11 protein-coding genes are annotated in these 17,073 nt (G+C 34.9%); 3 read left to right on the plus strand and 8 right to left on the minus strand.

Annotated elements, in window-relative coordinates; genetic code table 11:
• Positions 1 to 20: 20 nt before the first annotated feature.
• Complete coding sequence (locus AABL85_RS07280) at positions 21 to 2,390, plus strand: outer membrane beta-barrel family protein (protein ID WP_341309647.1); 2,370 nt, start codon at positions 21 to 23, stop codon at positions 2,388 to 2,390.
• Between the two features lie 63 nt (positions 2,391 to 2,453).
• On the opposite strand, the gene AABL85_RS07285 is transcribed toward AABL85_RS07280, so the two are convergent.
• Together AABL85_RS07285 and AABL85_RS07290 are read right to left on the minus strand one after the other, a co-directional pair.
• A complete protein-coding gene (locus AABL85_RS07285; protein WP_341309648.1) occupies positions 2,454 to 5,219 on the minus strand; it encodes a DEAD/DEAH box helicase family protein in 2,766 nt (921 codons plus the stop codon).
• A gap of 108 nt (positions 5,220 to 5,327) precedes the next feature.
• Positions 5,328 to 6,326, minus strand: a complete 999-nt coding sequence (locus tag AABL85_RS07290) for a 2-hydroxyacid dehydrogenase (protein WP_286413425.1) — start codon at positions 6,324 to 6,326, stop codon at positions 5,328 to 5,330.
• Between the two features lie 401 nt (positions 6,327 to 6,727).
• Here AABL85_RS07290 and AABL85_RS07295 point away from each other — a divergent pair, with 401 nt between their 5' ends.
• Positions 6,728 to 7,924: a hypothetical protein gene (locus AABL85_RS07295; RefSeq protein WP_341309649.1), complete on the plus strand. Its 1,197-nt coding sequence runs from the start codon at positions 6,728 to 6,730 to the stop codon at positions 7,922 to 7,924.
• A 102-nt stretch (positions 7,925 to 8,026) separates the two neighbouring features.
• Here AABL85_RS07295 and AABL85_RS07300 read toward each other — a convergent pair whose 3' ends face one another.
• From AABL85_RS07300 to rbfA, 6 genes are all read right to left on the minus strand, one after another.
• Positions 8,027 to 9,088, minus strand: a complete 1,062-nt coding sequence (locus AABL85_RS07300) for a hypothetical protein (protein WP_286436786.1) — start codon at positions 9,086 to 9,088, stop codon at positions 8,027 to 8,029.
• Between the two features lie 3 nt (positions 9,089 to 9,091).
• Positions 9,092 to 10,168: a hypothetical protein gene (locus tag AABL85_RS07305; protein WP_286436787.1), complete on the minus strand. Its 1,077-nt coding sequence runs from the start codon at positions 10,166 to 10,168 to the stop codon at positions 9,092 to 9,094.
• A 2-nt stretch (positions 10,169 to 10,170) separates the two neighbouring features.
• Positions 10,171 to 11,949, minus strand: coding sequence for an HSP90 family protein (locus AABL85_RS07310; RefSeq protein ID WP_286436788.1), 1,779 nt, complete (start codon positions 11,947 to 11,949; stop codon positions 10,171 to 10,173).
• Positions 11,949 to 14,474 (minus strand): sel1 repeat family protein, encoded by a 2,526-nt coding sequence (locus AABL85_RS07315; protein ID WP_341309650.1) that lies wholly within the window; start codon positions 14,472 to 14,474, stop codon positions 11,949 to 11,951. Before AABL85_RS07315 ends, AABL85_RS07310 begins: the two co-directional genes overlap by 1 nt.
• A gap of 406 nt (positions 14,475 to 14,880) precedes the next feature.
• Entirely contained in the window at positions 14,881 to 16,086 is a 1,206-nt protein-coding gene (locus AABL85_RS07320) for an ABC transporter permease (protein WP_341309651.1), read from the minus strand.
• Position 16,087: 1 nt separating this feature from the next.
• Positions 16,088 to 16,480 (minus strand): 30S ribosome-binding factor RbfA, encoded by a 393-nt coding sequence (gene rbfA / locus AABL85_RS07325; RefSeq protein WP_006257441.1) that lies wholly within the window; start codon positions 16,478 to 16,480, stop codon positions 16,088 to 16,090.
• A 70-nt stretch (positions 16,481 to 16,550) separates the two neighbouring features.
• On the opposite strand from rbfA, the gene mce reads away from it, so the two are divergent.
• Positions 16,551 to 16,952 (plus strand): methylmalonyl-CoA epimerase, encoded by a 402-nt coding sequence (mce, locus tag AABL85_RS07330; RefSeq protein ID WP_006257444.1) that lies wholly within the window; start codon positions 16,551 to 16,553, stop codon positions 16,950 to 16,952.
• Positions 16,953 to 17,073 lie beyond the last annotated feature (121 nt).

A 17,073-nucleotide genomic window follows, 5' to 3' on the forward strand; every position in this document is an offset into this window, starting at 1 on the left:
CCTACTATAACTAACTAACGATGAAAAATTTATTCACATTACTCTTAACTATTCTATGTAGTCAATTCATACTAGCACAGTCTTCTATCAAGGGGACTGTGCTAGACCAATCTGACAAACCTGTAGATTATGCAGAGATACAACTATTTCGACCTAATGATACTTTTGTAAAACAGAGTTTCTCTGACGAAACAGGTCTATTCAGTATGGAGGATATTGCCCAAGGAGATTATGTACTTAAGATATTCCACTTAGGTCAATTAGTAAATGAACAACAACTAGCAGTTCATAGTGATGTCGATCTGAAAAACATCTCTGTAAAAAATGAGCAACAACTAGATGAGATTGTTCTGCATGCTGAAAAAAGATTAGTAGAACGAAAAGTAGATAGACTGGTGTACAATACAGCAAATAGTATCGCTTCTCAAGGAATGGATGCACTAGAAGCACTAGCTACTACTCCAATGGTCAAAGTACAAAACGACAAAATCAGTATCAGTGATAAAAACAATGTACGTATAATGGTAGATGATAGAATGCTAGAACTACAAGGGGATGCACTAACAAACTATCTGCGTACACTGCGATCAGATGATATCGAAAAAATAGAAGTAATCACAACTCCTTCTGCTAAACATGAAGCGAGTGGTAATGCAGGTATTATCAATATCATCCTAAAAAAGAACAAGCGTATGGGTGTATATGGAACAGTGAGTTCTAACTATTCATATAACAACTATAATTCTGGGGGTAGTAATGGTAGCTTAAATTATCAAAATAAGAAGTGGAGCGTAATGCTTAAAGGAAATATCAATAATAGCAACAATTCTAACACCAATGACAACACTTATCAAGATGATAAGAGGTACTTAGGCAACAACTCTTTAAATGAATCTTCTTATAAAAATAGAGGAGCGAGCATCACTACGAACTATCAACTAACAGACAATGCTGTAATAGGAGGTTCATACAATTATACTAAATTCTCTGGGGATCCTAGAGCCTTTACAATTTCTACTTATAAAAGTTATCCTTTTACAGCAAATGATTCTATTATTAATTCAGTAAACCGATCTTATACTAAAAATAACTATCATACAGCTAATCTATTCTTTGATCAAAAACTAGATACATTAGGAAGTAAAATAGCGGTAGGTGCTAACTATTTCTCTAATTCGCCAGACCAATCATTTGATATCAAAGAATTTGATAATAGCTCTGTACTTAGAAGATATAATACCTATACTAATGCGCTTAAATACAGTGTGTATAGTCTAAATGCGGATTTAACTTATCACTTGCCTTGGGCAGAAGTAGAGTTTGGAGCAAAGTATACTACTTATGACAACAAAGCTCAAGTAACTTATTTCAATATCAAGAATGGCAATACTACATTAGATCCTCTAAAGAGTAATCGATTTAACTACACTGAAGATAACTATGCTGCATACCTAAGTTTTACTAAACAACTAACGGATAAGTGGAGTGTAAAAGGTGGAATGCGCTATGAGCAAACAGAGGCAAAAGGTCATCAAGTAGATAATAATGAGAAATTCACAAAGTCTTATGGTAAGTGGTTCCCTACAGCATATGTATCATTCACGCCTAATGAGACACATTCATTTAGTTTTAATTACTCTAAGCGTATTAATAGACCATACTCTAATGTCTTAAATCCGTTTAAGTATTATTCTAACAGCTATACATATCATCAAGGTAATCCTGAACTTAATCCTTCTTATACAAACAACTACGAATTAAGTTATGTATATAATGGTGCACTATCTGTTAATCTTAATTACTACCATATGACTGATCAGTTTGATTATATGAATAAGTATGTAGATGGTGTATTTATGAGTTCTACATACAATATGCTTAACAGTGATAACTATGGTATGGACATCTCTTATAACAATGCGTTAACAGCCTGGTGGGAGACAAATTCAGGATTAGAATACATAATGTCATCTCCGTATTACAGAAATGAAGAAGCAACACAAGTAGGGTTAAAAGGGAACTTATTTGATTACTATTCACAGAACACATTCTCTGTGAATAACGCAAAGACCTTAAAACTATTACTTAACTGGTATCACCAAATACCACATAAAGAAGACAATACAAGATACAGCTCATATAGCTCACTCTCATTTGGGGCTAAGCTAGCTTTACTTGACAAAAAACTGAATATTAATATGAATATACAGGACATCTTCAATACTGGTAAGAGCAATGGTACTTCTTATTACAAAGACAATGTACAGTCTTTCAAGAACTCTTGGAACTCTCGTAGATTCAGTATAAGTGCATCCTATACATTCGGCAACTCTAAGAACAAAAAAGCAATAAAAGAAGCAAATTTCGAAGATAAAAACAGAAGTAATTAAGTGAATTGAGTTAGTTAGAACAATTATTACTTATCATCCCCTTACCTATCAGTAAGGGGATATTTATTTCCATACATCTTCTTCTAAAATAGGCCGATCAGATAATAGGTTAGCTACAGCTAATAATCTAGTGCGCAACAGCTCTTTTCTTCCTTCAGGAGTTCGGGTATAAATAATATTACACTTCCCTACTGATGCTTTCCATTCAGCTTCAAAGTACTGCACTCTTTTCTGATTCACTCCGATACATTCTGGTACTGCGTGATAATCTGAAGACGTTCCATAAAAGGCAACAAAAGATTTGCGTTCTATCACATAACGAGGATTCTCTACTGGGCTAAGTATTTCTTTTAAACTCTTGATAAATAACTTACGCTCTATAATACTTCCTCCTTTTAATGCGAAGTTTACTTCTCCTACAAAACTAACATTACCTATAATAGTAAAACTCTTATATTCTGTTTTGATTAGACCGAAGTGACATAATGTTTTCAACAAAGTTCTTGCAATAGGAAACAAATCATGGCTTACATCTCTATAGCTTCTCGCTATTTTGAGTGTTTTAATACCTTGTTTACCAAACTTAAAAATAAAACCGAATATACCTCCATTTACTAAAACCCAAATAATCCTCTTCATAGTAAGACCACCACTAATCAAGGAAGTCCATATTAGATCAAATATTTGATTGAAAAAATATAATGAGACTACCCCTACTAAAGAAAATATAGAGGCCTCTATGGTTTTACGAGTATAAAGAGACTCAACTTCGCTAGCCGTCTCTCTCTTATTGCGCTCAATAAAAGGAGCCTCTATAGCATTAATTAAAGAAGTCCCTTTCGCTATTCCTATTTGCCATCTTTTATGTAGTAAATCACGTTGTCTAGCTAATAAAAAGCTTCTGTCATTTTGTTCTTTGATTGCTTCTATAGAGTCCAAATGTAAAGGTAATCTCAATCTACTTGTTCCATTAGATATCTCTACATCTTCTAATACAGCATCATTAGACACACCAACAAAACCTCTAAAGCGTCTTGTTAAAAAAGAAATATCTGTTCCTCCATTTTCCACATAAGGATCAATACTAACCAAATGCCATATATTAGAAGTTTTGTTAGGATCATTTTTTAAGCTTCTAATAGCGCGTCCTCTCATCTGATTAGACATTACAAAAGAACCTACATAACTCGCTAAAATAAGAGAATTAATAGATGGTGCATCCCATCCTTCTCCTAGTAAAGCCTTAGTACCAATTAACACTTCTATCTCTCCTTTTTCAAAAAGCTGTGTTATTAAAGCAACAACTTGATGCCTAGTAGAGTCGCTTACAACAACCTCAACATAATTAGAATCATAAACAATAGGTTTACAGATAATCTCTTTACCAACAGCCGTAATAGACAACTCTAATAGTAAAGGTACTGCTATAATAGGAATGATTACTAATGTACCTGATAATACCCCCATCTTCAGCTCTGTACTGATAGGTGTACGCCTAAGATATTCGAATATAGGCAAGACTCCTAACTTACTTATTTCTATGTCATTTATAGCTGTACTTACATGATACTCTTTATAGATAAAGTCAGCCAAAACGACTAAACGCAAAGAAGACTGAAGCATTGAATATTCTAGCTTTATAATCTCATGAATACTCTCTAACTTATTCACACTAGAGGTCAATAAGTCATTCTGTTTGGTATTATTACTAAATTGGACTTGTCCTTGGTTCATTGCGCCATAGTGACGCAATCGATTAAAGAGCTTAGTTACTTCTTCTTTATGCTCTTCTTCGTTCTCGAAAAAGCCACTCCCTTTAGCTGAATAAAACTGTATAACCTTCTCCATCCACACAAAATTCAGTGGAGGTATTTCTATATCAGTATTCCCAAGGATATACAGCTTACTCTTTGCTAATTCAACATCAAAATGATGGATATAAACTAAGCAAGCAAAGAAGTGCTCTGTATTATCATATATCCAATTCAAATGGTTTTCTGGATCTATTAATAGTTGACTACTACTTAACTCCTCCAGCATCGCCCGCTCCTCTATAAGCTTTTGATATAACTCATATACTTTATTTCTACTTTTGAGAAGTGCCTCTCGCTCATTACTAGCAGGAACATTAAAATAAATAAAATCCTGATGTGGACATAAGTCATAATCCTTTACTAATTCAGGCACAGATATCTCTTCATCTACCTCACCGTTTAGGGCGATATATCTTCTCCATTCTGCCATTGACACATCATAAGGAGGCGTTGCTGTAAGCCCTACTACTTTAGGGTTTATCTCATCAACTAAAGCTGTAATAGCTGTCCACCAAGCGTTTTTTAAATGATGAGCTTCATCAGCTATAATAGTTTTGACTCCCTTCTTCTTTAAGACTTTGATTATTTTAGATTGTTGCTCCTTATTACTACTCTTATTTTCAATAGAATCTTCTTCTGTATCAAACTCCTCTTCTTCTTCCTTTTCTATCGTATTATTAAAAGCAGCATATAGCCCTTGGTAAGTACAAACTGTCACAAATGAAGGGTTATATATATCAGTCGATATCCAATCTGGCTTAGTTTCTACTTGCAGAAAAAGTTCACAGAAACGATCTATCCATTGCTGTTTAATAGCAATACTTGGAGCTAGAATTAGCGTAGGTTTATTTATTCTTAACATGACCTCTAACCCTAAAACTGTCTTACCAGAGCCAGGAGGCGCTATAACGTGTAATTTATGATTATCTAAATGGTATTCTAGGTTATCTAGAACACGTGCCTGATAAGAACGCCAAGGATATTTAAATGATATGTCTTCTGGAAATCTTCGCATGATAACTCTTCTATTAACATTTAAAGATATGGATATTATATAAAAAAAAACAAGTAGAGTAATCTAATTACCCTACTTGTCTTACATAAAATCTCAAAAATAAATCAGTTATAGTTCAGCATTTCTACCTACTATCTCATTATTCGTTTTAAGTTGTTTTAGGTTATCTAATGTAATAAAAGCTATCTGAGTCAGCGCTTCATCTGTAAAGAAAGCCTGATGAGCAGTTACTAATACATTTGGGAATGAAGTTAATAATTGTAAACGTTCATCCTCTAATATTGTTCCTGATAAGTCTCTAAAGAATACCTTCTCTTCTTGCTCGTATACATCTATTCCCAAAGCACCTATTTTCTTTGCTCTAAGCCCTTGTATAATAGCGTGTGTATCGATCAGTTTACCTCTACTCGTATTAATCAGCATTACTCCATCTTTCATTTTACTAATCGTATCTTCATTAATCAGATGCATCGTATCTGGTGTAAGTGGACAGTGTAGTGAAATAATATCAGACTTCGTAAATAGCTCTTCTAACTCTACATAACGAATCCCTTCAGCCTCTAATTGTTCATTTTTATAAATATCATAAGCTAGCACTTCAGTACCTAAAGCTTTCATCATACGACAAAAAACCGCACCTATATTACCTGTCCCTATAATTCCGACTGTCTTTTTATAGATATTAGTTCCTAACAATCCATTTAAAGAGAAGTTCTGTTCTCTAACGCGGTTATACGCCTTGTGAATCTTTCTATTAATAGTAAATAGCATAGCTAGCGTATGCTCTGCTACTGCTTCTGGAGAATACGCAGGTACACGACAAACTCGTATATTATGTTTATGAGCAGCATCCAAGTCTACATTATTAAACCCTGCACAGCGAAGCGCAATATACTTAACATCTTTCTTCGCTAGATTACTAATCACCTCAGCATCTACTTTATCATTTACGAATACACATACCACATCAGTCCCCTCTGTAATCACATTTACTGTTTGTTCATCCAAACCTGTTTCAAAGTATTCTAATTCAAAGCCAAATTGTTTATTCTCCTTATCAAAGAATGTTACATCATAAGGTTGCGTAGAAAAAAAAGCAATCTTCATATCTTACTATTTTTAATATTATTAGTTCTGTCTATATAAAGCAAGGTGTTTGCCTTGTTTCACTTATTAAAGTTACTGATAAAAAACCATTAAACCACGTAATGCGACTTCTTTTACCCAATAAACATAGGGTTAGAAGCAATCCTTTGAATAACAATTTTATATATCTTCATTTATATCAATAATTTCATTAGATAACTCAAGAAAAAAAGAGCTTTACAAAAACATAAAACCAAACAAATCAATTCATTACAAAAACAACTATTTATTCTAGTCTATAAATCGCCTTAACCCGCTCTAATTAATAATATTTTCCCCTAAATACGTAGCACTTACAATAATTTTTCATTATTTTGTGAACTTTCTTGAACGTAAATAAACAAGCCTTTTTCACGAATAAAATGATTGCAAAAATTCAACTTAAATTAAATAATGACGTATTGCTTACAGTCATCAAAATGGTTAAGCATACGGATGACTATATTGTAGAGAATGTCACAGACGCATTACTAATAAGCATCAAAGAAGATTTAATCAATAAGTTAGAAGATAAAGCAAAAACAATACAGAAACAAGTTTCTATTCTTGATCATAATAAAAAGCATTCATTAGTATTGAAATACCATGAAGCTTACTCTATGTATAAGCTTCTAGAAGCTGTTCACGAAAAAGAATTATTCAGTGATAACCTACATATCAAAAAGATAAAAAGACTTATCTCTGAACTACATAATAAGCTAGATATCTTCGCTAAAGAAGAAGATATCACTATCATAGACGAAGACTTAATAGAAGAGAATTCTATTGAGATTACTGAGTCTAAGCCAGAGAGAATCTTAGTACTAGAAGGTACAGAAGACACACATACAGTAGATCCTAATCAAGTAGAGATACCTATCCTATTTGATATGACAGATGCCTTTAGTGATCACGAAGAAGAAATAGATACTCCAAATGAAGAAGTGTCTCATGAGACAGTATCTACTTTGCCTCATACGTTAGAAGAGTTGTTTACTCCTTCTGTAGAGGAAGAAGTAATCCTTGATAACGAGCTCCCTTTAGACCAAACTTCTTGTCAAAAGAACGAGATGGATGTGACAGAAGAAACAATAGTTTCTACAGAGGAATCTAATACTACATCTGAAACATTCCCTACTCAAGAAACGATCTACAGCACTGAGGAAGACTTATTCATGACAAACATACCAGAAAGCCAACCTAAGTTAGATTGGGAGAGAATTACTACAGAAGACCCTGCACCGCCTTTAGAAAAAAAGAATACAGCAGAACAAGTAACCTTCAGTAACCCTAAATACAATGAGTTATTTAATATTGCTAAAACGGGTATTAATGTAGATGAACAAGATCTTATCAATCACGAACCTATCATCTCGTCACAGTCAGAACAAGAAATGAATACGCTACTTACTGAAGAAGAAGAAGAAGACATCCCATATAGTCAAGATGTTATGCAAATAGAAATATTTGATGTAGAAATGATCGAGGTTGAACCTAGTGAACAAAAAGAAAAGAAAGAGAAGAAAAAAGAAAAGAAAATAATCAAAGCTGAACAAGACGGACAGATTAGTCTATTCTAACGATACAGCCACTCCCAAAAAGAGTGGCTTTTTTTTATATAAAAAAAGCAAGACCTCATACTCTGAAGTCTTGCTGTAAATATCTAAAGTCAATAAGCACGTTTAGTTTAATGCCTTATCTACTTCTTGTTTAAAATTAGTATTGTGATTGCGTTGATCGAATCTATCAGCATAATCATAAGCAGTGTCTTTAAAATAAGTATACAAATCAGATAGCTTATACACACCCGACTCTTGATAGTAAGGCAATAGTGGAGATAAGCTTAATGTTACTTCACCTCCTCCTTGCATCAACGGAGCCATTGCTTTAGCAAAGTTATAGATATGTATATCTTCAGCCCCTAACTGCCACTCACAGATACGAGAGAAGAAGCTCCACATCTCAGGATGCTTTGTTTTTGCCATATAAGATACTAACTCTCCCATAGAGTATCCTACAGAACTATCGTATTGATCATGCGCGTGATATTCTTCTAATGCTTTATCGAAGTAGATAGAAGCTCTATCATCACCAGCATCATATAACTTATTAGCAAAACTACAAAAGGTTTGGAAAGGCATTGAATAACAGGTCAACTTCTTATTAATCAAGTCTTGTGCCTTTACTAATGACTCATCTATATGACCTAAGTCTAATAAAGTCTCTACTTTAGTATCTAATTCACAAGCAGGACAGTTAGCCATATCGTCTAAGATCTCTTCATCGGCCAAGCGAATATACTCTTGTGCTAACTTATAATCTCTTAGATGTAGTGCATATCCAGTCATTACATTATAATATGCTCTATCACTATATCCGTTCTTTTTAAGACGTCTTCTTAAGTCATCTCCTATTTCTTTAATTTGCTCTAAAGAAATAGAAGCATTGCGGTAAGCAGAACAGAACATCCACTTATACTCCCATAAAAACTCTGATTCATCGAAGTAATCCTCATTAGAATCACTCGCATTAAGTATCCATGCAAAAGCAGGAAAACTCTCTTCACACTTAGAGGTATTTCTCTCTTTCTGAATCAAGGTTAATCTTAAATCAAACCCCCAATCTAAATCATTGTGTTTATCGGCAAGAGCAATAGCCTCTTTTAATGCCTTTACTTTATCACTAAAACTAGGTAATTCTTCTACCTTTAATAATATCTTCTGTATTTCTAGATTATAATTCATTAACTATATTTTTATTCCATTCATCATTTTTAATTCTTTGTATTCCTTAGAACAAAAATCTGAGCCATTACGCAAGTCAAACTGTAGCGCTAATCTGTTAGCTATATTATCATAATACTTATATAACTGTGCCAAATCATACATTCCATCAGATTCATAATAAGACAGTCTAGGAGATAAAGTTAATGCCTTCACTCCTCCTTGAGCACAAATCAAAGCAGCATGTCTACTCAACATATACTGTAAATCATCTTCTGCGTCTATTTCCCAATCAGCAATACGCTCAAAGGTAGACCACATCATACCATCCTTCAATAAATACATAGCATACATTAGACGTGTCATACTGTATAGCATGGAGCTATTTACTTCTCTTAACGTTTCAAAAGAAGCCTTTGCCTTTTCTAAGTAAATAGACGCTCTTACATCTTCTACTTTTGCCATACAATAAGCCATCGCACAATAAGTCTCAAAAGGTAAAGCAAAATCACTTAGTTTCTTTAATTCTACTTGCTCCATTAATACGATAGCCTCATCAAATCTCCCCATTAAAACTAAATTCTCTATGCGATAATCATATTCCATTATTTCTATATTCTCATCGTCATAAGGCTCTTGCATCGCTAGTTTGATATATTCTTCACCTTTCGTATAATCTCCTATGTTTTGGACATACTCTGCCATAGTGAAGTAGTACCCACGCTTGCTGATATGATTACGCTCTAATCTTGCATACAGGTCATCTGCTACTGCTAGAATCTGTTCTGTAGACAGTGATGCATTACTATATGCAGAGCACAGCATCCACTCGTACTCTAATAAGAACTCTGACTCGTGAAAACGCTCAGGATAGCGATCACATACATCTAAAATCCATGCAAAAGCCAGTACACTTTCTGTACATCCAGAAGTAGCACGTTCTTCGTGTATTAAACTATAACGCAACTCCACTCCCCAGTCGAGATCATTGTGTTTATCAGCAATCTGAATACCTTGACGAATGAAACTTAAACACAGTTCCTGATCATCTATATTTTCATCAATAGCCAATAACAGCTTTTGTATTTCTAACCGATACATACTTAAAATTTAGGTAAGAAATTAGACATTCCTAAGATCATAAACTGATATAAAGCATCGTTGAAAGTATCCATCTCTCTTTTATTAATAGTATAACCTCCTAGCATAAGAGCCTGTACATAAAGCACATTGATTAAAGCTTCGAACAACTCATCATCATCGATAAGCATTACTTTCTCTACCAACTCACTCTGTTGATTAAAACACAGCGTAGGCATTACCTCCTCTTTCTTTTTAAAGTGCTGTAAAGTACTTGCAAAAGGATTTGACGTTTGAGACAAACTCTGAATATTTTTAGAAGTCAAAGCATCCTCATTAGCAATGTAAATCGCTGTCGTATCTTTTGGCTCAAATCTCTTTACCTCTGCTCTACAGAAATGTCTTTTTAATATTTTATTCGCTTTTTCTATAAAGTGCTCTATACGCTTACTATCTTCTATTGCATCTTCGAATTCCTCTAGAATATCATTAGGCGCGATACGTTCTAGCTTTAACTCTGTATGAGAGCGTTTAAGCTTCTCTATCAGATCCGTCTCATAGCTATACGCTGCATTAATCACTAACTTATTCTGAGAACCTGCTATACGACGTATTTGTCTATAATCATCTAGAGATGGAGTATAGTATATATTTTTATAGGTCTCTTTAATTTCTCCGAAAGCCATCATTCCCTGATTCGTCTCAAAAGGAAGGTAATCTTCGAACATAGTCATAATCTCGTTATCAGATGCCGCCAATGCCTTAATAAACATATGGTGAATACTAATAATCTTCTCTAGAATCTCAGGACTAGTAATAGAAAGCGTCTTTAAGTAATCTTTAAAACACTCACTCAGCTCCTTTTTAGATTCTTGTAAGACCGCATTATTCATTAATGACTCTCTAGAAGCCGTAGGTTGTAACGCATTCGAATTAAAAATACAACGCACAAAAGAAGTCCACTCAGGCAACAGATTAGTAGCCTGATCGCATAGATACATCTTTTTCAAAAAGATTTTATGCTCTTTAGTAGCTGTAGTATTCACCTTATTCGGGATAATATAAGCTACTCCTTGTATCTCACCTGCTTCAGAATATAGTCTAAACACGTCTAAGAACTTCGTCTTAAACACTTCCTTACCGTAATCTAATAACTGTTCTTTTGAACTTTCGTTATCTAACCATACAGGATTACCATCTAAGCATTGTTCTACCTCACCTTTTTCGATTAGGTTCACTTCTATAGGTAATGCACTACCATAAAACAGCACATTCTGTTTCACCTCATCACGCTTAAACAGACTACGCCAAGCTTTCTTTGCATCTAAGATTACCTTAGTGCCTACTTCATCTAATAAAGGGATCGTTTCTACTTCATACGTACCGTCCGCTTTACCCGTCCATCTTACAGACTCGTCTTTATAGAGCGAACGCGATTCTACAACAATAGCCTCACTCACTACTAAACATGACAACAACCCAATACCAAACTTACCGATTAAGTCTTTATCAGCTAGTTCTCCACGCTTAGAGCTTTGCCCAATAACAGATAAGAACTGATGCACATCATCTTGTGTAAGTCCTACTCCATTATCTTGAAAGATTAAACGATCTCCTTCAAAGGTAATATTGATCTTTCCCTTAAAGCTTTCATCGATGCCTTTTCGGACTGTCACCGCATCCATACCATTCTGTAGAAGTTCTCTGACGAATACTGTTGGAGAGCTATATATATGCTCTGACAACAGCTCTATCATGCCCTTCATATTCACTTGAAACTGAAACTGTTTCTGATTTTCCATTATCTTCTTCTTTTACGAGGACCTCCTACTATCTTCTGTGCATCTTCATTGCCATTCTCTGCAGCCTGTTGATACCATTCCATAGCAGAGTCATCACTCTGAGGAACTCCTTCTCCTTTTAAATAACAGTTAGCTAACTCATACTGTGCCATATCAAAACCTGCTTCTGCAGCTTGAATCAAATAACTCACACCATATTCAGAATCTTTCTCTGCACCATCACCTTTCACTAACATTAACCCTACATAACTAGCGGCATCCATATTACCTCTATCAGCCACTTGCTTTAAGTAATGGAATGCTTCTACTAGATCTCTCTCAGTTCCATTGCCATAGAAGTAACACAATCCTAGACGGAAAATAGCAGCATCGTACTGTCTATCAGCAGCCAATTTATAGTAGTGGAATGCCTTAGTTTCATCCACCTCTACTCCTAATCCGAATTGGTAACAAATACCAAGTCCTTCAGAAATATAGTTTCTCTCTTCTGCTGCGATATAGTATTCAAAGGCTTTATCATATTCCTTCTCTTCTCCATATCCATATAGATAATAGTCTCCTAGTGACAACATCCCTAGAGGAGAACCACTCTCTACTGATTTCTCAAACCACTCTTTACCTAGTTCTACATTTGTTTCTGCTAGATACCCATAAGAGTAATAAACTCCTACTTTATACTGTGCATAGCTAAACCCTGCCTCTGCACCAACTATCATATATTCAAAAGCCTTTTCATAATCAGGCTCTCCACCATTAATACCTTCTTCATAGAATAGAGCGATATCAACATTAGCGTCTATAAAACCTAATTCTAGTGCTTTAGAAAATAACTCAAATGATTTCTCTTGGTTCTCTTCACCTCCAGTACCATATCTATAACAGCGAGCTAAGTGATATACACCTTCTGCCATATCTTGTTCTGCAGCCAACTCGAAGTGAGCCCTTGCTTTAGCATAATCAGGTTCTCCTACACTACCTTCTTCATAGATAAACCCTAGACGAATAGCCGCATAAGTATATCCTTCATTCAGCGCATCCTCATATAAGCGAGCTGCCTCAGCTACATCCTGCTCTATACCTTCTCCTCTCTCTAATAGCATTGCTAGTTCTACCTTACAGTAATTAGAGTTAAAATATTCTATCCCTCTTTGGTAGTAGCTAACTGCTTTATCTAGATTAGGTTCTCCAGCATACCCAAAACGGTGATAACGACCAGCTAATTCTAATCCTGATAAGTTATTTCGCTCAGCTGCTAACTCAAATAAATATAACGCCTTTTCATAATCTGCCTCTTCTTCAAACTCAGCATTCTGATATGCTAGTCCTAATCGATAAGGAGCATAATCATTACCTGCTGCCATAGCTTGCTCTAACAGTGCTTTTCCTCCTTCTACATCGCGTTCTACCTCTTCGAAATCTAATAAGACAAAGCCTTTTTCAGACATTGCTCTATCGTATTTATACTCTACTCCTCTGTCTAAAAACTCCATCCCTTTAGCGATATCTTTAAACTCTTCATTATACAAGTAGATAATAGCTAGCTCTAGTGTAGCTTCACTAGAATAGTAAGCAATAGATTTCTTGAACATTTCAATACCTGCCTCTTGCTTAGCTTCTAGTCCTTCTGTTCTAGGATAGAAGTAAGAATACCCTAGTACATATCCTGCATGTGTGATACCATAGTCATAAGCATCTGCTAGTAACTCTCTACCTTGCTCTTCTGTATAGCCTAATTCTTCAAAACGACCATTACACGCCATCATTCCTAACAAGTACTTGCAGTAAGCACTATTATTCGCAATACCATCTTTTAAAGCAGCTTCAGCACTAACATTATCATCTTCTCTTAGATAGTAATCAGCTAAGATATAAAGCCCTCTTTTCTTCACATTGATTAGTTCAGAGAACTTCTCTACCACAGCTTTACCTTCCTCACCTGAAGCACATCCTCTAAACTCGATGTTTAACAAAAATAGATTAGCGATATTTGCTCTCTCTCCATCTACGGCAGTTTTTAGAAGTGCTACTGCTCCCTCTTCATCTTTCTCATACCCTTGTGTACCATAATACATAGCATACCCTACATAACATTTACACAAGTCATCTCCTAATTCCACACCTTTCTTTAGATAGCCTACAGCTCTTTCTTCATCTCTAAATCCGTATCTAGAGTTAATGAATAATTCATATTGATAAGCATAAGCATGCTTATATCCCCTATCTATAAATATGTCATTCAGTGCTTTCACATCTGTAAACCAATCTGCATAATCCTCATCACTAAGGCTCATACTACTATGAAGACAGTTAGAGTCTTCATTCAGCTGATCATACAGCTTCTCCAGCACCTCATTATTCTTCCCGATTTGTTCAGCCAGCATACAGATCGCATGCGCTTTATACCACTCATGTGGATTGCTGTAATCATTCTTATTTAAAAACTCTTCAGCATGTGCTGTAATAGACATACTGTCATTTGCAAATTCTCTAACGTAATTTAAATATTCCATAGTAAACTGTTTCATAACTACCTTGTAAACAAGCTGATTTTTTAGTTCTTTTTCATTTTATAGCAAATGTAGGAAAATGGCAATTAATACATCGAATAGTAAATTCCTAAATCACACACATACCACCCCCAAACAGTTAATTAAAATACTACCAATATTTCAAAAAAACACGCTTTTTACTTAAAAATAACAGAAAAAAAAGAAAAAAAGACTCTTTCATAAAAATACTCACAATAAGTAATAGAAGTTAATTATAAAGTACACATATCGCAACTTTAGAACAGCTTACCTACGGACTATCAAAAAGTTACAATACTAATTAAATCAACAAATAAGTAAAGAATTTAAATAAAGAATTTACAAAAACCGTTCGACGAGCTTTCGAACAAACAATTTCCTTCTAAAGATGAAGGCAAATAAATTATAATTTTAAATAACTATTATTTACTCTTGACGAAGAGACAAGAGAGGCTAACAAGCCTAGCACAATAATAGATACTAATACAACGAAGATATTTACCCAGTTAAAAGCAACTGGATAAGCAAGTCCTTCTCGGATAGAAATAAACCCAAAAGCAACTTGTAATGAGACCACGATAGCCCCTAATACCAATCCTATCACACTCCCCAACACACAGATAATCAATCCTTGGAATAAAAATATCTTGCGCAGATCACTCACAGGCACACCTATTTGGTTCAGCGTTTTAATATTAGGCTGTTTTTCAAGAATGATCATAATCATAGACCCTACTAATGTAAACAGAGCCATGATCACCACCAAAACGAATATCAGATAAACAACTAGATTCTCCATATTCAACATACGGTACAACCCATCGTTTAGCTGTGTTTTATTCTTTACGATATACTCTTCACCGAGTACCTCCTTAATCTTCTGAACAGCTTTACCTTCAGACACTCCCTCAGCGATAGCCAGTTCTAGATTAGTCACCTCAGTAGTAGGTATATTCAGTAGTGCACGTGCATTATCTATATCGACGAACACATACTTATTATCCAGATCATCGTTACCTAAGACATATACACCTGTAGGATTTAAATGTCTTTTGATAAAAGCATCTTCAGGATTTTCGATAGTTCCTTTACCAGGTTTTAAAGCCAACGCCTCAAAGGCATTCTCTGTATCGAACAGCCCCATAGATAATAAGTGAGACATACCCACTCCCACTACAGCATCATCCGTATCAGGTTCTAGCCAACTACCATACTCTACCTTTTCGTCAAAGTCAGTCACATTAACGAAGTTAGAGTCAATCCCTTTAATCATAGAGACTGCCTGCTTATCCTTAAACGAAAATAACAAGCGATCCTCTACTACCTTAGCTACACCCTTAAAATAACCTGACTCTTCTAAATCCAGAATCTGTCTGTCCTCGACTACAAAGCTTTTACCCTTTGGGGTAAAAACTTTTAAATCTGGATCTAAATCATCAACGAAAGAAAGACTATACGCTTTTAACCCACTGAATACCGATAACACGATAAACATAGCCATAGCACTCACCACAATACCTACAGAAGATATTGTCGTAATAACATTAATTGCCTTACTCTTACTTTTACTAAAGGCATAACGTTTCGCTATGTATAGGGAAAACTTCAATCTATTTTTTCTTTCTCTTTTCTAATAAATCAGGATTAGCGATAGGGTTTTCGTCACCCGTAAGCGCTTTGTCGATTTGATCGATATACTCTAAGCTATCATCCACGTAGAACAGTAAGTCTGGCACCTTTCTCATTTGGTGTTTTACTCGCTGTGCTAATTCGTGTTTAATTAACGGAGCATTAGATTTTATTCCTTTTAGTAGCTCTTCACCTTTATCGATAGGGAAGATACTTAAGTACACTCTCGCTACTGATAAATCACTTGTTATATTCACTTTAGAAACCGAAATAACTAAGTTAGTTATCCCGTTCTTACGCACCTCACCTTGCAAGATATCCACGATATCTTTTTGCAATAAGGCTCCCATCTTCTTTTGTCTATTAGTTTCCATGATGCAAAAATACAATTTTTTGAATAGCAAACTTTTTTATCTTTGTTTATATAACCCAAAACACTAAGAAATGCGAAAAATAGAACACATCGGAATAGCTGTAAAAGACTTAGAAGCCTCTAATGCCTTATTCGAAAAACTATTCGGTGCTCCAGCTTATAAGGAAGAAGCTGTAGAAAGCGAAGGAGTAAAAACATCTTTCTTTATGAATGGCCCTAATAAAATAGAGCTATTAGAAGCAACTAACCCTGATAGCCCTATCGCCAAATTCTTAGAAAAAAAAGGAGAAGGCATCCATCATATCGCTTTTGATGTCGAAGATATAGAAGCTGAGATGAAAAGATTAGCAGCAGAAGGATTCACATTATTAAACGAAATTCCTAAAAAAGGAGCTGATAATAAATTAGTTGCCTTTTTACACCCAAAAACAACCAATGGGGTGCTTATAGAATTATGTCAAGAAATTAAATAATTTCTTTTAAAACTCTTGCATGAACCAATAAAAAACCATAATATTGCACCCGTTAAACACGTTTTAACTGGTCCTATAACTCAGCTGGTTAGAGTAGCTGACTCATAATCAGCAAGTCCCT

The sequence above is a fragment of the Myroides odoratimimus genome (assembly GCF_038039805.1).
Classification (GTDB): Bacteria; Bacteroidota; Bacteroidia; order Flavobacteriales; family Flavobacteriaceae; genus Flavobacterium; species Flavobacterium odoratimimum_B.